Annotated in this window: 15 protein-coding genes and 1 pseudogene; 8 read left to right on the forward strand and 8 right to left on the reverse strand. The window is 64.8% G+C overall.

Annotation, left to right across the window (positions count from 1 at the left end):
• The first annotated feature begins 186 nt into the window (after nt 1-186).
• On the forward strand, nt 187-732 hold the full coding sequence (locus FEJ81_RS04035) for a CDP-2,3-bis-(O-geranylgeranyl)-sn-glycerol synthase (RefSeq protein ID WP_138244068.1): 546 nt from the start codon (nt 187-189) through the stop codon (nt 730-732).
• A 71-nt stretch (nt 733-803) separates the two neighbouring features.
• On the opposite strand, the gene FEJ81_RS04040 is transcribed toward FEJ81_RS04035, so the two are convergent.
• Nucleotides 804-1,595, reverse strand: coding sequence for a hypothetical protein (locus tag FEJ81_RS04040; RefSeq protein ID WP_138244069.1), 792 nt, complete (start codon nt 1,593-1,595; stop codon nt 804-806).
• 181 nt (nt 1,596-1,776) lie between these two features.
• Here FEJ81_RS04040 and pyrE point away from each other — a divergent pair, with 181 nt between their 5' ends.
• The 3 genes from pyrE to FEJ81_RS04055 all read left to right on the forward strand — a co-directional run bounded on the left by pyrE (nt 1,777) and on the right by FEJ81_RS04055 (nt 5,988).
• On the forward strand, nt 1,777-2,301 hold the full coding sequence (gene pyrE / locus FEJ81_RS04045) for an orotate phosphoribosyltransferase (protein WP_138244070.1): 525 nt from the start codon (nt 1,777-1,779) through the stop codon (nt 2,299-2,301).
• 234 nt (nt 2,302-2,535) lie between these two features.
• Nucleotides 2,536-4,485 (forward strand): threonine--tRNA ligase, encoded by a 1,950-nt coding sequence (gene thrS, locus FEJ81_RS04050; protein WP_138244071.1) that lies wholly within the window; start codon nt 2,536-2,538, stop codon nt 4,483-4,485.
• 186 nt (nt 4,486-4,671) lie between these two features.
• Nucleotides 4,672-5,988, forward strand: a complete 1,317-nt coding sequence (locus FEJ81_RS04055) for a hypothetical protein (protein WP_229504755.1) — start codon at nt 4,672-4,674, stop codon at nt 5,986-5,988.
• Nucleotides 5,989-5,995: 7 nt separating this feature from the next.
• Here the strand turns inward: FEJ81_RS04055 and FEJ81_RS04060 are convergent, their stop codons facing one another.
• Complete coding sequence (locus FEJ81_RS04060) at nt 5,996-6,613, reverse strand: methyltransferase family protein (RefSeq protein WP_138244073.1); 618 nt, start codon at nt 6,611-6,613, stop codon at nt 5,996-5,998.
• A 174-nt stretch (nt 6,614-6,787) separates the two neighbouring features.
• On the opposite strand from FEJ81_RS04060, the gene FEJ81_RS04065 reads away from it, so the two are divergent.
• The 3 genes from FEJ81_RS04065 to glmS all read left to right on the forward strand — a co-directional run bounded on the left by FEJ81_RS04065 (nt 6,788) and on the right by glmS (nt 8,941).
• Entirely contained in the window at nt 6,788-7,495 is a 708-nt protein-coding gene (locus FEJ81_RS04065) for a helix-turn-helix domain-containing protein (RefSeq protein WP_138244074.1), read from the forward strand.
• Nucleotides 7,496-7,583: 88 nt separating this feature from the next.
• Complete coding sequence (locus FEJ81_RS04070) at nt 7,584-8,294, forward strand: phosphoribosyltransferase family protein (protein ID WP_138244075.1); 711 nt, start codon at nt 7,584-7,586, stop codon at nt 8,292-8,294.
• Between the two features lie 200 nt (nt 8,295-8,494).
• Nucleotides 8,495-8,941, forward strand: coding sequence for a methylaspartate mutase subunit S (glmS, locus tag FEJ81_RS04075; RefSeq protein WP_138244076.1), 447 nt, complete (start codon nt 8,495-8,497; stop codon nt 8,939-8,941).
• Between the two features lie 136 nt (nt 8,942-9,077).
• On the opposite strand, the gene FEJ81_RS04080 is transcribed toward glmS, so the two are convergent.
• From FEJ81_RS04080 to FEJ81_RS04095, 4 genes are all read right to left on the reverse strand, one after another.
• Nucleotides 9,078-9,512, reverse strand: a complete 435-nt coding sequence (locus FEJ81_RS04080) for a universal stress protein (protein ID WP_138244077.1) — start codon at nt 9,510-9,512, stop codon at nt 9,078-9,080.
• A gap of 58 nt (nt 9,513-9,570) precedes the next feature.
• A complete protein-coding gene (pdhA, locus tag FEJ81_RS24370) occupies nt 9,571-11,727 on the reverse strand; it encodes a pyruvate dehydrogenase (acetyl-transferring) E1 component subunit alpha (protein WP_138244078.1) in 2,157 nt (718 codons plus the stop codon).
• A 144-nt stretch (nt 11,728-11,871) separates the two neighbouring features.
• A complete protein-coding gene (locus FEJ81_RS04090) occupies nt 11,872-12,462 on the reverse strand; it encodes a 50S ribosomal protein L15e (protein WP_138244079.1) in 591 nt (196 codons plus the stop codon).
• 223 nt (nt 12,463-12,685) lie between these two features.
• Nucleotides 12,686-13,216: a hypothetical protein gene (locus FEJ81_RS04095; RefSeq protein WP_138244080.1), complete on the reverse strand. Its 531-nt coding sequence runs from the start codon at nt 13,214-13,216 to the stop codon at nt 12,686-12,688.
• A 114-nt stretch (nt 13,217-13,330) separates the two neighbouring features.
• On the opposite strand from FEJ81_RS04095, the pseudogene FEJ81_RS04100 reads away from it, so the two are divergent.
• Nucleotides 13,331-14,288, forward strand: a pseudogene (locus FEJ81_RS04100) (FecCD family ABC transporter permease); the annotation flags it as partial.
• Nucleotides 14,289-14,428: 140 nt separating this feature from the next.
• Here FEJ81_RS04100 and ilvD read toward each other — a convergent pair.
• Together ilvD and FEJ81_RS04110 are read right to left on the reverse strand one after the other, a co-directional pair.
• Nucleotides 14,429-16,198, reverse strand: coding sequence for a dihydroxy-acid dehydratase (ilvD, locus tag FEJ81_RS04105; protein ID WP_138244081.1), 1,770 nt, complete (start codon nt 16,196-16,198; stop codon nt 14,429-14,431).
• 672 nt (nt 16,199-16,870) lie between these two features.
• Entirely contained in the window at nt 16,871-17,779 is a 909-nt protein-coding gene (locus FEJ81_RS04110) for a serine/threonine-protein kinase RIO2 (protein ID WP_138244082.1), read from the reverse strand.
• Nucleotides 17,780-18,007: the final 228 nt, after the last annotated feature.

An 18,007-nucleotide genomic window follows, 5' to 3' on the forward strand; every position in this document is an offset into this window, starting at 1 on the left:
ATCGATCAGGAGTGCTAAAAACTTTTCGTGTATATTGAATACAGATATTGTATACACTAACTGCCACTGTCTCGAGAACGGCCGTCAGCGTCCGTCTGCCGGGTCGTTGCGACCCGGCTCGAGCGCCGCGATATCGCTCCGACCGAACCACCGCCGGTTAAGACACGCGGGTTCGTCCCGGCGAATATGGCAGTACTCGAGACTATCGTGATCGCGTTCTGGGCGATGTTGCCCGCCTACGTTCCGAACAACGCCGCGGTGCTGGCCGGCGGCGGCCGGCCGATCGACGGTGGTCGGACGTGGGGAGCGAAGCGCGTCCTCGGCGACGGCAAGACGTGGCGCGGTACGGCGATGGGAATCACTGCGGGTCTGGCCCTCGCGGCGGTGCTGACGGTCCTCGCCGACGGCGTCGGCGACGCGCTCGGGTTCGCCGTCCCGGAGTTTACCCCGCTCGCCGCACTCGGACTCGCCGGCGGCGCGATGCTCGGCGACATCCTCGCGTCCTTCCTCAAGCGCCGGACCGGCCGCCAGCGCGGCGCGATGTTCCCCGGCCTCGACCAACTGGACTTCGTCGTCGTCTCGCTCCCGCTGGTCGCCCTGCTCGAATTCGGGTGGTTCCGGAACTGGTTCACGCTCGAGGTCATCCTCGTCGTCGTGGTCCTGACGCCGATCCTCCACGTGACGACGAACATGATCGCGTACAAACTCGGACTGAAGAACGAGCCGTGGTAACCAGCCGGGTGACTGATCACTGGGTTACAGTCACGTGACGTATCCGTCCCGTCGAACTCCTATTAGTCCGCCTACCGAACGTCTTCCATCCACGCCGGAGCCACTTGATTTGCCGACTCCGTGACGTCGTACTCGACTGTCGCCGTCAACGGATCGCCGCGCTCGAGCAGGTACTCGCCCCACGTGGCGGCGTCGATTCGCTCGAGCGTGACGTTCGCGTGACGCACTTGTCCGTCTGGGCCGGCATGTAACTCGCCGTCGGCGTCGGCAACGTAGAACGTGTCGTCTTCGGCTTCGTCTCTTGTCAGTTTTGTCCAGCCGGTTTGGGGTTCGTACACGGAAACCTCCCGACCGTCGACGGTCCGGGTGTTGGTTCGCTCGTATCCAGGTGCCTTGAGCTGGGAGTGGATCAGCCTGTCCGGAAACGTGTAGTGTGCCGGGCTGTCGTCTGCGAGGTCATCGCCGGATGCAGCGACGATCGCGCTCGGTTCGTCGTCGGCTTTCAGGACGACCTCGTTCGACGACTCCGCGAGCACCTCGGCGAGTCGGTCGTCGCTTTTCGCCGTGATCTTCGTGTACTGCTCGCCGTCGCCCGTCCAGTAGTGATCGTAGGAGATGTCTTCGAACGCGAGAACGAGCCGCTGTTCACCCGTCTCATCGTCGACTATCGACTCCCGTTCGAGGAATCGCTCGCCGTCGACGAGAACCCGCTCCGAGACGGAGTACGACCCATTGAGTTCGGTGGGCGTCGTCGGGGTCGTCCCCGTCGCGGCCGTCGGTGTGTAGAGAACGAGTGTTCCTGCGCTAAGAAGCGCGACGAGGACGATAACTCCAATGACCACGGTTCGCCGATCTATATCCATCACTCTGGAATTAGAATAAATTAGCATAATGATTGTGCTTTTTCACGAGAGTACTATCACGTCGACCGCTGACGACGGAGACACCGACTCAGCAGGCCTCCAATTGCGTCCGTCGTGTCCCGCTCGGGCCGCCAATCCCGTTCCACACCGCTTATTTCGGTGCAGTGCGCTCTCTCGAACAATGACGAATCAGGCACTCATCGATGCCCTCCGAGACGCCGACGCCGTCCAGTTCGGCGAGTTCGAACTCTCCCACGGCGGTACCAGCGAGTACTACGTCGACAAGTACCTCTTCGAGACCGATCCGGACTGTCTCGAGGCCATCTCGGAGGCCTTCGCCGACCGCCTCGCGGACGACGACAAACTCGGCGGCGTCGCGCTGGGCGGAGTGCCGCTTGCCGCCGCGACGAGCGTCGCGGCCGGCGTCCCCTACGTCATCGCGCGCAAACAGCGCAAGGAGTACGGCACCGGGAACCTGATCGAGGGGCGACTCGAGGACGGCGAGGAGGTCGTCGTCGTCGAGGACATCGTGACGACGGGGACGAGTCTGGTCGAGGCCGTCGAGGCGCTCCGGGAGGCCGGCGCGACCGTCGAGCGCGCGCTCGTCGTCGTCGACCGCGAGGAGGGCGGCCGCGAGAACGTCGAGGACGCCGGCGTCGAGATGGAGTCGCTGGTGACCGCGAGCGATCTGCTCGAGAGCCAGTAACCCCCGCTCCGGGGACTCCCTCGTTCGAACGAAGGGGCGACCCCCCACCGTCCGATCCCCATCACAATGCTTTTATTCCGCTCGAGAGTACCCGTAGCCACGATGGTAGGTGTCCGCTTTACAGGGGCGTTTGCCCGTTTCTAATTCCCACCTACCGTGTGTTGTGTCGACGGCGGTCGACCAGTGTGCGGGACGGCGCGGACACGCCACCGGATTTTCACCACATCCACAGCCATGTCAGAATCAGACTCACAGGAGCAGCTAACGGTCGTACTGCCCGACGGATCCGAACTCGAAGTCGACGCCGACGCGACGATCGAAGACTGCGCCTACGAGATCGGGCCGGGCCTCGGGAGCGACACGGTCGCCGGCAAACTCGACGGCGACCTCGTCGCCAAGGAGCAGCCGGTCTACGACGGCGCCGAACTCGAGATCATCACCGACGGCAGCGAGGAGTACCTCGAGGTCATGCGTCATTCGGCGGCCCACTGTCTCGCACAGGCGGTCGAACGGCTGTTCGACGCCGAGGAGGTCAAACTCGCGATCGGCCCGCCGACGGACGAGGGCTTCTACTACGACTTCGACAACCTCGATGTCGACGAGGAGGACCTCGCCGACCTCGAGGACGAGATGGAGGCGATCATCGAGGCGGACTACGACATCGAGCGCGAGGTCGTCTCGATCGACGAGGCCGAAGAGCGACTGGCCGACGAGCCGTACAAGCTCGAACTACTCTCCGAGTTCGCCGAGGAAGCAGACACCGTCACATTCTACACGCAAGGCGAGTGGGAGGACCTCTGTGCCGGCCCGCACGTCGACTCGACGGGCGAAATCGGCGCGATCGAACTGCTCGAGATCGCGGGGGCCTACTGGCGCGGCGACGAGGAGAACACGATGCAGACCCGGATCTACGGGACGGCATTCGAAGACGAGAGCGATCTCGAGGACTTCCTCGAACGCAAGCAGGAAGCCGAGAAGCGCGACCACCGGCGGATCGGCAACGAGATGGACCTCTTCTCGATTCAGGACGTGACCGGGCCGGGGCTGCCGCTCTATCACCCCGCCGGGAAGACCGTCCTCTCGGAACTCGAGGCGTTCGTCAAAGACCTCAACGAGGACGCGGGCTACGACTACGTCGAGACGCCCCACGTCTTCAAGACGGACCTCTGGCACCGGTCGGGCCACTACGAGAACTATCAGGACGACATGTTCATCTTCGACGTCGGCGACGACGAGTTCGGCCTGAAGCCGATGAACTGTCCCGGCCACGCCGCCATCTTCCAGGACCACTCGTGGAGCTATCGGGACCTGCCGATCCGGTACGCCGAGAACGGCAAAGTGTATCGAAAGGAACAGCGGGGCGAACTCTCCGGACTCTCGCGGGTCTGGGCCTTTACGATCGACGACGGCCACCTGTTCATCCGGCCCGACCAGATCAGACAGGAGGTCGAGGAGATCATGGACATGATCACCGATGTCCTCGAGACGTTCGACCTCGAGTACGAGATGGCGCTCGCCACCCGGCCCGAGAAGTCGGTCGGCTCCGACGAAATCTGGGACCGCGCCGAGGAGCAACTCGAGAACGTCCTCGAGAACCGCGCCCACGACTACGAGGTCGAGGAGGGCGACGGCGCGTTCTACGGGCCGAAGATCGACTTCGCGTTCGAGGACGCCATCGGCCGCTCGTGGGACGGCCCGACGGTCCAACTCGACTTCAACATGCCCGAGCGGTTCGACCTGAACTACGTCGGCGAGGACAACGAGGAACACCGGCCGGTCATGATTCACCGCGCGCTCTACGGCAGCTACGAGCGGTTCTTCATGATGCTCATCGAGCACTACGAGGGTCGGTTCCCGCTGTGGCTCGCGCCCGAACAGGTCCGCGTACTGCCCATCTCCGACGACAACCTCGGCTACGCCCACCGCGTCGCGAACGAGTTCGACGACTTCCGCGTCGAGGTCGATGGCCGCGACTCCACCTTGGAGCGAAAGATCCGCGCGGCCCACGACGACCGCGTGCCGTACCAGATCATCGTTGGGGACAACGAGGAGGAGGACGGCAACATCTCGGTCCGAGACCGCTTCGAGGATCAGGAGTACGACGTCGAAATCGAGGACTTCAAACAGCACCTCGAGACCGAAATCGAGGAACAGCGCACGCAGCCGGACTTCCTGCAGGACTGAGGGAGCGAGCAGTTCCAACTGCGGCGTTCCCGTCGTTTCTGTCAACGAACGGGATAACGTATTTGTCAGACCACCCGCAACTGCAGGTATGTCTGCCCTCCATCCCTCGCGACGGGAACTGTTCGACGCGAGGAACCTCGATGCCAGTAGCCGTGACACTGCTACCGTCGGCGACGGTGACGAATGATGAGGAACCGAACGTACCGCAAGCGACGGACACTGCTCGGCTCGATCGGCGTGGGAGCACTCGGCGCGACGGCTGGCTGTCTCGACCTCGAGTTCCTCGAGTCGGACGAGCCGCGCCGATTCGAGGCCGAGGAACTGGAACCGATCCTCTCGACGGAGGCACCGAACGTCGCTCGGCCGGCACCGGTTCAGCCGGGCGAGGGGACCATTGCCAGTGCTGTCGACCGCCTCGAAACGTTGATTGACGCCGTCCCGGATCCGCTCGAGGCCGACGATGTACCGAACGAGACCGTCCGAAAGGAAATCGATCGAACGCGGGAAATTGCACAGACCAGACGCGAGGAACTCACGGAATTACCGAGTCGGTTCCACAGGCTGCGACGCAGTATCGCCGCACGTCGCTCTGCTGGAGAGGCGGCGACCGCTTTCGAGGTGGTATCCGGTGACCGTTCCCGGAATGCTGTTGAAACCGAGCGCGACGAGGTTCAAGAACGACTGTCGAACCGTCGTTCGGAACTCGAGTACGTCGGTGACGAGCCTCAGCGGCTACTCGTACTTGCGTCCCGGCTCGAAACCGAAGTGGCGAGCGCGAACCGACGTCTCGAGACGCAGCCTCGCGACGAGAGTACCGACGTCCTCGAGAGCGGAGCGATCGGCGGTGCCACCGAGCGAGCGGCCGCGACGATCGAATTCTTGACGGCGCTCGAGCGGCGGCACGAGGACCGCTTACGGGACGAACGATCGTTCGACGGTCGATTCCAAGCGGCCCTCGACCAGTCACTCGAAGCGATCGACGCGGCTGCCGTTCCGGACGAATCGACCGACCCGGCGGCGGTAGTCGACGCGGACGTTTCCGGGACGGTTGCCGAAGACGTGCTCTACCACGGACTGACCTGGACCGTCGGACCGGTCGAGCAGACGCGCAACGCAGCCGCGTCCGGTGACACGGCGAGGGCGCTCCGGAACGCCTGCGCGTTCGAATACAGCTACCGCGCCCTCGAGACGATACGCGAGCAAATCGCGGACGGTTCCCACCGAGCGCTCGAATCGGTTGGAGACGTCCGGGACGTTCGAGAAACGACGCTCGAGCGCGCGGCTGACGCGCCGTTCGATCCCGACGAGCCGACGATCGGCGGCGACCTGCTCGCAGACAGGTACGACCGGTTCGAAATCATTGACAATCGTGTCCGAGGTTCCATCGAACGGGGACGAAAGACGACGCTGAACCACGTGTACGCGGAGTACGTCGTACTCGGTGCGCAGTTCTCGGCACTTCCCGAAGCGGTCGCCGCCCTCGAAGAGCGTCTCGAGGCGTAGCGCGTCGTCACGTCGTCTCCGATGTGCTGGTTTCGGATCGGCTATCGACGAGCGCACGAATCGTGCGTACTCCGACGAACCGCGGCACGCGTTCGGCGTACCGCTCGTACTCCTCACCGTACCGCTCGCGCAGCCACGGTTCCTCGGCGAGCGGTAACGAGAGCCACCAGCCGAGGTAGATCGCGCAGACGACGGTCACGGGCGCGGAGTTCGCCACCAGCGCGAACCCGATCGTCGCGACGATGTAGCCGACGTACTGGGGATTCCGCGAGTAGCGGTACCAGCCGCCGGTTCGCAGGTTGCCCGCAAGTCCCTTCGTTTCCTCGACGCCGAGGTCCAGCCCGGCCGCGATGGCGACGGCGTAGCCGGCCACGAACAGCACGGCACCCGCAGCCAGCGACGGGCCCCGCGGCAGGCCGAGGCTGTTCCAACTGAGATACGTGAGCGCGAGCACGACGACGTTGAGCGAGTGCGAGATCCCCCAGTGGGCGTAGTAGGTCCAATTCCGTTCGCCCGGTGGCCAGTACTCGAGCAGGCCCGATGCGCTGGCGACGATTCCCGTGAGGTTCGCGAGTGCGAGGCCGACGCCCACGGCGAACACGGCGCTCGTCAGCGCATCGGTCATCGATGCATCACCGCCGTCGACTCGAGCGGCCGCGGGTGTCGTGGATCAGCTATCGGCGGACGGAACGGATCGAGCGTCCTCATACGTCACCGTCGGCCGGCGATCGATCTGTCGCTTCTCGCGGACACACTAGGGAATTTATATGCGGCCCGATCAGTCATCGACTCACCGCCGATGAAGTACCTCGATGTCCGGCTCCGCCAGCCCGACAGGATGCTCCATCCCATGCAGCGGTTCATCCGCGAGGGAGACGCGGTCCGCTACGAGGAACTGCGGGCGTGGAATATCCTCGGCCCCGAAGGCGACCGCGAGTACGAACTGTTCTACGCCGAGGCCGACCGCGAGGTGTACGTTGAGGCCATCGAGGCCGTCGATTCGGTCCGCTGGTACGATCTCACGCCGATCGACGACGACTCGTTCTACGTCTACATCTGTCAGGAGACTCGCGAGGAGGACGTCCGCTGGCGGGAATCGTTCGCCGCGCTCGATCTCGTCATCGTGCCGCCCGTGATCTACGATTCCGAGGCCGCGTTCTACATGACGATCGTCGGCGCCGGCGACGACCTGCAGGCGATGCTCGAGGGGCTCCCCGACGAGATCGACGTTACCGTTCGCGCGATCGGGGAGTACGACCGCCGGCACGCGCCACTGACTGGCGACCTTACCGACCGCCAACTCGAGGCGGTCGAAGCCGCCGTCGCCGTCGGTTACTACGAGGTCCCCCGCGAGGCGGGCGTCGAGTCCGTGGCCGAACGGCTGGGGTGTGCCTCGAGTACGGCTGCGACGCTCCTCCAGAAGGCACAGGCGCGGGTCATGCGGCGATTGGTCCGCCGCTACGGGCGGGAAGGGACGAGCGGCGAGCGCGACGCTCCCATCGGCTGACGGCGAGCGACGAGGAAGCCATGTTCGTGCTGATTCCCGATTCGAATCTGATCGTAATACCCATGGTTGCGGAATCGTGCATACTAGTATGAACAGAGCCGAGAAGGCGGCCCTCCAGCTACGAGCCGTCGACGTGTTGCGGATGTTAAAGGAGACGCGGACCTACGACGAACTCGCCGAGACGACGGGGCTTCCGGCCGGCGATCTCAACCGGTACGTCAACGGGCACGTCCTGCCCGGGACCGAGCGCGCCCGCGAGGTCGTCGACGACCTCGGCCGGGCGGCGTTGAGCGAGGAACTCGAGGCGCGGATTCGCGTCGACGACGAGGGCTATGTCGACAACAGCGCGACGGTCTTCGACCAGTCCTTCCTCGACCTGGCCGCGCCGGTGGTGGCGAACGGGTTCGACTTCGACCGGCCGGACGTCGTCCTCACCGCCGCGACGGACGGCATCACGCTCGCGGCCGCGCTCGCGAGCTACTACGGCGTCCGCTGTGCCTACGCGAAAAAGAGCAAGGAGACCGCCGTCGAGGAGTTCATCGAGGCCCGCCAGCGCCTGCAGTCGGGGATCGAACTCACCTATTACCTGCCGGCCTCCGCGATCGAGCCCGGCGAATCGGTCCTCGTCGTCGACGACCTCATCCGCTCGGGCGAGACCCAGGAACTCCTCCTCGATATCGCTCACACCGCCGAGGCCGACGTCGCCGGCGTCTTCGCCCTCATCGCGGCCGGCGAGGACGGCATCCGACGCGCCCGCGACCGCACCGACGCGCCGGTCGGCGCGCTCACGAGCGTCTGATCGGCTGGCCGCTCGACTCGAGTCTCTACTTCTCGCGAAACGCTCGAGCGACGATTTCCTCCGAGAGTAAACGACTGTTCGGCGACCGCTGTGGACGCCGAAAATCGTCACGTATTCGCAGGAGGGAGACCGTGTGAATCACTACCACATTATTAATCATTAGGTTTATGGAGCTCCCCGCGGTTTGTGGTGGTACGCACATGACTGAGACAGTCATCCTCGGCGTGATCGGGTCCGACGCACACGTCGTCGGGATCACCATCCTCGAACAGGCGCTGGAGGCAGCCGGATTCGACGTCGTCAATCTGGGGGTCCAGAGCTCCCAGGAGGAGTTCGTCGAAGCCGCGTCCGCCAACGACGCCGAGGCTGTACTCGTCTCGTCGCTCTACGGACACGCCAAACAGGACTGCGAGGGGTTCCACCAGCGGATCGCCGACTCCGACCTCGAGGTCACGACCTACATCGGCGGCAACCTCGCTGTCGGACAGGACGACTTCGACGAGACGCGCGCGTACTTTCGGGAGATGGGATTCGATCGGGTCTTCGACTCCGAAACCGACCCCGAGGAGGCGATCGAGGCCCTGAAGGCCGATCTCGACATCCGCCCGCCCGAGAGCGAACGGGAAGGGCAGACCGTCTCGGTCTGATCGGCTCCGGTTCGGTTTTCCACGACCCGCAACTCGACCGCACAGCGACCGCTGTTCTCCGTTTGTCCGTCCGAAAACCGCGGCCGCGTAATCGCGATGGGAAACGGCGGCCGCGTCGCCGCCAGCAACGAGTTGGCTACCGAACGATCGTCACCGGTACCGGCGACCGGCGAGCGACCGTCTCCGCGACGCTGCCGAGGAGGATCCGGCTCGCGCCCGTCCGCCCGTGGCTACCGACGACGATGTGGTCGACGCCGTTCTCGGCTGCGTAATCGACGATCGATCGCGAGACGCCGCCGACGACGTGCTCCGTCTCGAGCTCGACGCCGTGTTCGGCCGCCTGTTCGCGCGCCGTCTCGAGGACCGCCTCGGCCCGCTCCTCGTGGTGGTCCTGTATCTCGTCGTAGTTGGCCATCGCGGTCCCCTCGACGCCGCTAACCGCGTAGAAGTCGCCCGGATCGAGGACGTAAATCGCGGTGATCGTCGCCTCCGGATACTCCGTGCATGCGAACTCGAGCGCCTCGGTCGACTGCTTCGAGTCGTCGACCGCCACGAGAACGTGTCGTGCCATACGCCCCAGTACGCCGGCCGACGGAATAAGTCCACCTCCGAGTCCGAGGCGGCGGGAGCTACGCGGCGAGCACTCGTTCGATCGCCGCCCCGATTCGAGCCGGACCCGGCCGATAGGCGTCCTCGCGGGCCGGGAGCGGAACGGGTACGTCGTACCCCGTCACCCGCTCGATCGGTGCCTCGAGGTACCAGACCGCCTCGTCCGCGATTCGGGCCGCGATTTCGCCCGCGAACCCGCCCGTCCGCGGGGCCTCGTGGACGACGACGCAGCGGCCGGTCTTCCGGACCGACTCGAGGACGGTCTCGGTGTCCATCGGGCTGATCGTCCGCAGGTCAATCAGCTCGATATCGGCTGCGAGATCGGCGACCGCGTCCTCGACCTCGGGGACCATCGCGCCCCACGCGACGACGGTGGCGTCGGTCCCCGAGTCGACTACGCGCGCCTCGCCAAGTGGAACGACCGTCTCCTCGGGGACCGGCCGCCGGGCCGCCCGATAGAGCGCCATCGGCTCGAGGAAGAGGACCGGATCGGGGCTCCGAACGGCCGATCGGAGCAGCCCGGCCGCGTCCCGGGCCGTCGAGGGGATCGCGACCGTCAGGCCGGGAATGTGGGCGTAGCCCGCCTCATAGCTCTCGGAGTGGTGCTCGAGGGCCGACACGCCGAGCCCGTAGGGGGCCCGGACGACCATCGGACAGGTAATTTCGCCGCGGGACCGGCTGCGCATCCGCGAGAGGTGCTGGTGGATCTGGTCGAACGCCTGAAAGGTGAACCCGGCGAACTGGATCTCGGCGACCGGCCGGTAGCCCGCCGCCGAGAGGCCGACGCCGAGGCCGACGATGCCCGCTTCCGCGACCGGCGCGTCGTGAACCCGGCCCGGGAAGGCATCGATGAGCCCCTGTGTCGCTCGGAAGACGCCGCCGTCGACGCCGACGTCCTGCCCGTAGACGAGCACGTCGTCGTCCCGCTCGAGTTCGGCGTGCAGGGTCTCCCGGATCGCCTCGACCATGTTCAGCCGCTCGGCGTTCTCGAGGTCCGCGTCGGTGAGGTCGTCGGCGCTGCTGGAACCGTCCGCGTCGCCGCTCCCCACGTCCGCGGCTGAGGACCCGCCGTCGCTGCGCTGACTCCCCGTCGCGGGTGCGACCGTGTCCCCCTCGTCCGCGACGAACGCCTCGCGTTGGCGCTCGAGGTAGGGCGGTCGCTCCGCGTACGCGGTATCGAACATGTCGACCGGGTCGGCGTTTGCCTCCGTCTCCCGGGCCGCTTCGAGGGCCGCCTCGAGATCGGTCTCGATCTCGGCTTCGATCGAGTCGATCGTCTCGTCGTCGAGGACGCCGTGCTCGCGGAGGTAGCGCTCGAACCGCAGGATCGGGTCCAACGGCTCCCACTCTTCCTCTTCCTCGGTGGTGCGGTAGACGGAGGGATCGTCCGCCGTCGTGTGCATCTCCCGTCGATACGTAGTCGCCTCGATCAGCGTCGGGACGCCGCGGCGAGCGCGCTCTCTGGCCTCCTTCGTGACCGCGTAGACGCCGAGAATATCGTTGCCGTCGACCTGAATCGGCTCGATGCCCGCGGCGATGGCTTTCTGGGCGAGGGTCGCCGCCCGGGTCTGTTTCGAGAGCGGCGTCGAGATCGCGTACTGGTTGTTCTGGCAGAAAAAGACCGTCTGGGCCTCGTAGACGCCCGCCAGATTCATCGCCTCGTAGACCTCGCCCTCGCTTGTCGCCCCGTCGCCGAAGTAGGTGAGCGCGACCGAATCGGTGTCGTTCATCGCCTCCGCCCACCCGATCCCCGCGGCGTGGAGCGGCTGAGTTCCGACGGCGATCGACGGCGGCATGATCGGCACGTCATCGGGCGGCTCGCCGCCCTCCTCGAGTCCCATCGCGTACTCGATGATCGCCTGTGCGGAGCCGCCGCGAGCCAGCGCCGAGGGATGCTCGCGGAACGCGGGCACCGTCCAGTCGGTCTCCTCGAGAGCCGCGGTGCTGCCGACCTGTGCGGCCTCCTGTCCCGTCGCGGGCGCGAACGTTCCCAGCTCACCCCGCCGCTGGAGCGCGATTATCCGCCGGTCGAGTCGCCGCGACCGCTTCATCGTTCGATACCACTCGAGCAGCCGCTCGTCGTCGAGATCGGGCTCGAGCGACTCGTCGACGCGGCCGTCTTCGTCGAGTATCTCGACGCGGTCGACCGAGAACGTGGCGACCTCGGAGCGTGGCATACGGACGGTACGACGCTCGTACACTTAGTGCCCGTCTCGGCGATGGCGCGTCGCGGCCGTTCGGCTCGTCGGAGATCGCTGCTCGAGCGACGACTCGCGGCGCAGAAAAATCGGCGTGAAAACCGGTCGCAGTGACGACCCGCGTTACTTCGCGCGGCCTCGATCGCCGTTGTTGGACGGCCGGACCTTCTCCGCGCCCTTGCCGCGGTTGTTCAGACCGCGGTTCGCCTTGCCGGCGTTGGTGAGACCGCGGAACGCGCGGTTCGTGTGGTCGTCGTCGCAGATCCAGTTGAGATCGTCGTCGTTCTCGATCGCGGGGTGGTTCGGATCGACGAGGATCGCTTCGAACCACTTCTGCGAGCCGTCTTCACCGACCCAGTAACTGTTGAGCACCCGCATGTTGGGGTACTTTCGGGAGACGCGCTCCTCACCGATGCGCTGGATGTTCTTGCGTCGCCCGATGCGGTTGACGCCCTGTCGCTTCGAGCGTCGACCGGCTTTGTGTCGCTGCTTCCGGGCGGTCCCTTTCCGGACCGAGACCCGGGTCACGATGATGCCCTGCTTGGCCTTGTAGCCGAGTTCGCGCGCTTTGTCGAGACGCGTCGGGCGATCGATCCGCTCGATCGCGCCCTGATCGCGCCACTCCTGCTTTCGCTGCCACTGCAGTTCCCCGAGCTTGCCGTCGTCGGGGTCCTTCCATGCGTCCTTGATGTGGGAATAGAAGCTTTCTGCCATTGTATTCACCCGCGGGCGTTGCGTGGTTCAATCCCGACCGGGGCACGTGCCCCGCGGATCACATCCCGACCTGTGGCGGCGGTGCCGTACAGGTGCCCGCTGATGCCCGCGCGAACCAGCGAGTCTACTCTCCCTTCCCAACTCTCGAGTATAAGGGCTTCGAACTCCGTGAGACGCCGTGCTAGCGGTTCCCGATGCAGTCCCCGTTGGGGCCGACTGTCGGTCACCGTACCGCGGCGAAATCGCGCACGCTACCGGGTGCCACTCCGTTGACCGTCGCGAAGATGGATCCCAACACCAGTCCGTAGACGAGATGACCGAGGCCGAACAGGAGCGCGCTGAACAGTTCCGCCGCGGGTCCCGTGATCGGGAGGAACGGCAGCGGTAACGCCGCGACACCGGCCCGCTCCATCGCCAGCGGGAACAGGACGCCGCCGGCGAAGAGCCCGAGGACCGAACCGAAGACGAGTCCCAGCACGACGTAGTCGCTGAACTCGTCCACCAGTTGCTGGACCGCCCGCCGCGAAGCGAGGGCGGCGAACAGCAACCCGAACGCGATACTGATCAGCAGGTGGATCGTCCAGCCGACGTCGACCGCCGTCCCGGGTTCGGCCGCGAGTCCGCCCAGTAACTCGATCTGGTTGCCGCCGAGGTGGAGGACCAGCCCCATGGCGATTCCGGCGATCAGTCCGCCGGTGATACCACCGCCCCAGACGCCGACGCCGTCGAGACTCTGTGTGGTATTCTCACTCATGATTGGGGCTACGGCCACGACCGTGTTCAAGGTGACTATTCCTCGAGTGTCGTGACCGTCTCCGGAGAGAACGATAATCTTTAGGCCGGCCTAAACAAGTGCGTGATAGCAGAGACGATGAGCGAGGCGTGGCGGACCGTATTCGACCCACAGGTGATCTTTCACGTGGACATCTGGCGCGCGTTCATGCTGGGCGACGAGATTCCGGACTGGCTCACACCCCAGCAACTCATCGTCTGGAACATCCGCCTGCCGCGAATCCTCGTAGGGGTCCTCGTCGGTGCGAACCTCGCGATTTCGGGTGCGATCTTCCAGATCGTTACTCGAAACGAACTCGCGAGCCCCTATATCCTCGACATCAGCGACGGCGCTGGACTCGTCGTCTTGCTGACCCTGACGATGTTCTCGGGACTGGTGTCGTGGCTCCCGATGCTCGCAGCCGCCGGTGGAGCCTTCGCTTTCCTCCTCGTCTACGCCATCGCGTGGAAGAACGGGACCAGCCCGATCCGGCTCGTCCTCGCCGGCGTCATCGTCGGCTCCGTGTTCGGCTCCGTCCAGCGCGCCCTGTTCTTCTTCATCCGATCTGGGGATCGCGATGGCGGCCCAGACGTGGCTGTCGGGGTCGCTGCTGGGAACCGACTGGGAGCAGGTCCGCATCGCGCTTCCGTTTACGATCCTCGCGCTCGTGCTGGCACTGGCCGTCACGCGACAGCTCGACATCCTCCTGCTGGGGGAGAAGACCGCCCGATCGCTCGGGATGTCCGTCGAGCGAGTCCGCTTTCTCGTCGCCGGCATCGCGATCCTGTCGACGGCCGCCGCGATCGCCGTCGCCGGCCTCGTCAGTTTCGTCGGGTTGATCGTGCCCCACATGGTCCGGAACGTCGTCGGCGGCGACACGAAACGGCTCCTCGTCGGCTGTCTGTTCGTCGGCCCCGCATTACTGGTCGGCGCTGACGTGGGCGCGCGCCTCGCGCTGAACCCCGTCCAGCTCCCCGTCGGAATCATCACCGGTCTCATCGGCGGCCCGTACTTCCTCTACCTGATGCGAAAACAGGAGTTCATGCGTCAGCTTCGGCCGCTCACCGGAGATACCTCCGTCTTTTCTCTCTTGAGGGAGCTTTGCACCCCGCTCGGTCCAAAAAAACACGGGAGGGCACTCCCGATTGGCTCCGTCGTTCGGTGAAACGTGCCCTGACGGGCAAGCACGCTCGCTCAGTTGTCGCGCTTGACGGCGGGATTCGTCACCGCGCCGTTCGCAGCGGAGTCGAAGGCGTCGCCGTACTTACGGAGGAAGCCGCCCTCGTACTGGAGCTCGGGACGCTCGTACTCGTCGAGGCGCGCTTCGAGTTCTTCGTCGCTGAGGTCGACGGAGAGTTCGCGCTCGCGGATGTCGACGGTGACGGTGTCGCCGTCTTCGAGGGCGGCGATCGGTCCGCCGACCACGGACTCGGGGGCGACGTGGCCGACCATCGGGCCGCGGGTCGCACCACTGAAGCGCCCGTCGGTGAGGAGGGCGACGTCGTCCTCGTGGCCCTGGCCAACGACGGCGGCGGTGACGCCGAGCATCTCGCGCATCCCGGGGCCGCCCTGCGGGCCCTCGTTCCGGATGACGATGACGTCGCCGGACTCGATGTGGCCCTCCTGCACGTAGGACATCGCGTCCTCCTCGTGCTCGAAGACGCGCGCGGGGCCGGTGTGGTGGAAGCCCTCCTCGCCCGTCTCCTTGAGGACGGCGCCGTCCGGCGCGAGGTTCCCAGTTAGGATCTTGATCGCGCCCTCCTCGTGGAACGGGTCCTCGGTCGTTGCAAGGAAGTTCACGTCGATGTCCTCGTCGTCCGGCAGGTTGAGCGTCTCCAACTCCTCAACGATGGTGTTCCCGGTGACGGTCATCGTGTCGCCGTGGAGGTACCCGCCCTCCAAGAGGCGGCGGATGACGACGGGGACACCGCCGACGTCATGGAGGTCCTTCATGACGCGCGTGCCGCCCGGTTGGAGGTTCGCAATCTTCGGCGTGCGCTTGCTGATCTCGTCGAACTCGTCGATCGTGAGGTCGATGCCAGCCTCGCCGGCGAGTGCAAGGACATGCAGGACGCCGTTCGTGGAGCCGCCGAGCGCCGTCAGGAGGGTGATGGCGTTCTCGAAGGACTCTTTCGTGAGGATGTCGCTCGGCCGGCGGTCATTCTCGACGGCGTCGAGAACGACCTCGCCAGCCTCGCGGGCGACCTCATAGCGCTCTCCATCCTCGGCGGGCGGCGACGCCGACCCGAGGGGGGCGAGACCGAGTATCTCGCTGATCGAGGCCATCGTGTTGGCGGTGAACATCCCGCCGCAGGAGCCCGCGCCCGGGCAGGCCTCGTGCTCCATCTCATAGAGTTCCTCCTCGGTCATGTCGCCGGCAGCGTAGGTGCCAACGCCCTCGAAGACGCTCTGGGCCGTGAGATCGCGGCCGTCGTGGTGGCCGGGGAGGATTGACCCGCCGTAGAGGAAGACACTGGGGAGGTCAGTTCGGATGGCGGCCATCATCATGCCGGGGAGGTTCTTGTCGCACCCAGCGACGGTGACGAGGGCGTCCATCCGTTCGGCGAAAGAGACGAGCTCGACGGAATCCGCGATCACCTCGCGCGAGATCAGCGAGGCCTTCATTCCCTCCGTGCCCATCGAGATGGCGTCGCTGACGGTGACAGTGCCGAACTCGATCGGCATCCCGCCGGCGTCCTCAATGCCCTCGCGCGCGGATTCGGCGACGTCGTCGAGGTGGACGTTACAGGGCGTGACGTCCGCCGCGGGGTTCGCAATGCCGATCATCGGCGAGGAGAGATCCGCATCGTCGTAGCCCATCGCGCGGAACATCGCGCGGTGGGGTGCACGCTCGACGCCCTTGGTCACTTCAGCGCTGCGCAGGTTAGGGTCCTTCTCGGATGACGATCCCTCCAGGAGTTCGACATCCGTCTCATCCGTATTCGTCTCTGATTTGCTATCCATCTCCGGGCAAATTTTGAGCACAGCCATATATACTCCATCATTAGGATGTATAGTGTTCGCACGTTAGCGTGGCTTACGATCCCGGCCTAATCCAGAAGCTACACGGCTGCGTCGTCGCACGACAAAAACTCGATCAATAGTCAGCGAGCCTCCTGATAGCCGATTCTCAACTTCGGCTACGCCGAATGAATTGCGGCCGTCATGTGAATGACCGGAGAAAACGAGTGAGGTTCAGTGAGAGCGAAGCTCCCACGCTATCCCAGATTCTTCGAACCACCGGCCGACTACGTGTACCCATCTCCGTTCAGTAAGCACACCTACTGATCGTCTAATTCTCTCTTTCCAATGCTGTAAATAAGCTACACATCAAATTCATCTTCGGAGGTTGTGCCGCCTCTCCTAAAGTGCTGATCAGCTCAACATCGGCAATAAGTGTTATTGAGTTGGTGGTTTGTAGAAATCCAAACGCAAAATCTGTGTGCAGTTCGTTTACCATTTGGTATCGCGATATTTGATTTATAGTGGGACGAACAGTGCTTCGACCGAATCAGCAAGACGAACCGCGAGCGCGTCGCTCTCGAACGGTCGAAATCCGTACTCGAGGTGAAAACCGAGAAAACAGCGAGATCGACGGCCGATCGAGCTGTACCCACAGAATTCGAGTCCGGACCGCTACAGATGAGCCTCGACCGACTCGAACGACTCGTCCTCGATGGCGCGAGCGATGTCGTCGCTCGCGAGATCCTCGGGCACGTGCTGGGGGTACTTGCGGCGGAAGTAGCCCACGATGTTCGTCAGATCGCGCCGCAGGAACTCCGCTGCGTTCTCGTGGTCCGTCGGCACGGCTTGGGGCCAGTCGAAGACTTTGACACCCTCCTCATTGACGAAGACGTTGTACTCGCTCATGTCGGCGTGGACGTACCCATTCGCGTACGCGCGCGACATCTCAGTCAGCAGCAACTCGAGGACGCCGAGTACCTGCTCGTCCTCGAGTCGGGTTTGGGAGAGCTCGACGCCGTCCATTTTCTCCATGACGATGGCGTGGCGGTTCTGGCCGATCGGCTGGGGGACCGCCACGTCGGGGTAGAGTTCCTCCAAGATGTCGTGTTCGCGCTCGGCGGCCTTCCGGGCGGTGTACATCCACGAGACGTGGTCGTTGTCCGAGGTGTAGTCCCGTTCCTTGTGGACCTTCCGGAAGTTCGTATACCCCTCGCGGTGGTACTTCAGCGCGAGCGGTTTGTACGACTTGACCTCGTAGACGTCGCTTTCCTTGCCGACGCCCAGCGGCGAGCCGAACTCCGAGATCGTGTCCTGCTCGACGAGCGCTCGCAAGGCGAGCGTATCGTAGCCCTCGAACTGGAGGGTGTAGCCCTCGTACTGGATCGTCTTCTTCTCGACTAACCCGCGCTTGAGACAGCGCTCGAGCCGGTAGTCGACTTCCTCTTCGGTCAGATTGGCGAACTTCGGGAGCTTCTCCCGCTGGACCCACTCGGAGAACCGCATCCCCTGTTCGACCCCCGAGAGGAGATAGAAGTCCTCGTCCTCGAGTTCCGGGAGCAACCCGGCGACGTTTCGCACCATGGGAGGGGGTAGCCGGCGTGTACGTAAAAACGGCGTGACGAACGCTCGAATGCGTCACAGTTAGCGAGAGGAGTCGTCTCCGTCGGCCTCGCCGGCCGGGCTACTGACGCGCCATCACGGCATAAATCCCATATCGATATACTAAATCGAGTTCTATATACCGTACTCCTCCTCCGGACGGCGGCCGTTCACCGTCGTGTTCGCGTCGGATTTCGTCGTCCTCTCAAC

It is taken from the genome of Natrinema versiforme, from assembly GCF_005576615.1.
GTDB classification, from domain to species: Archaea; Halobacteriota; Halobacteria; order Halobacteriales; family Natrialbaceae; genus Natrinema; species Natrinema versiforme_A.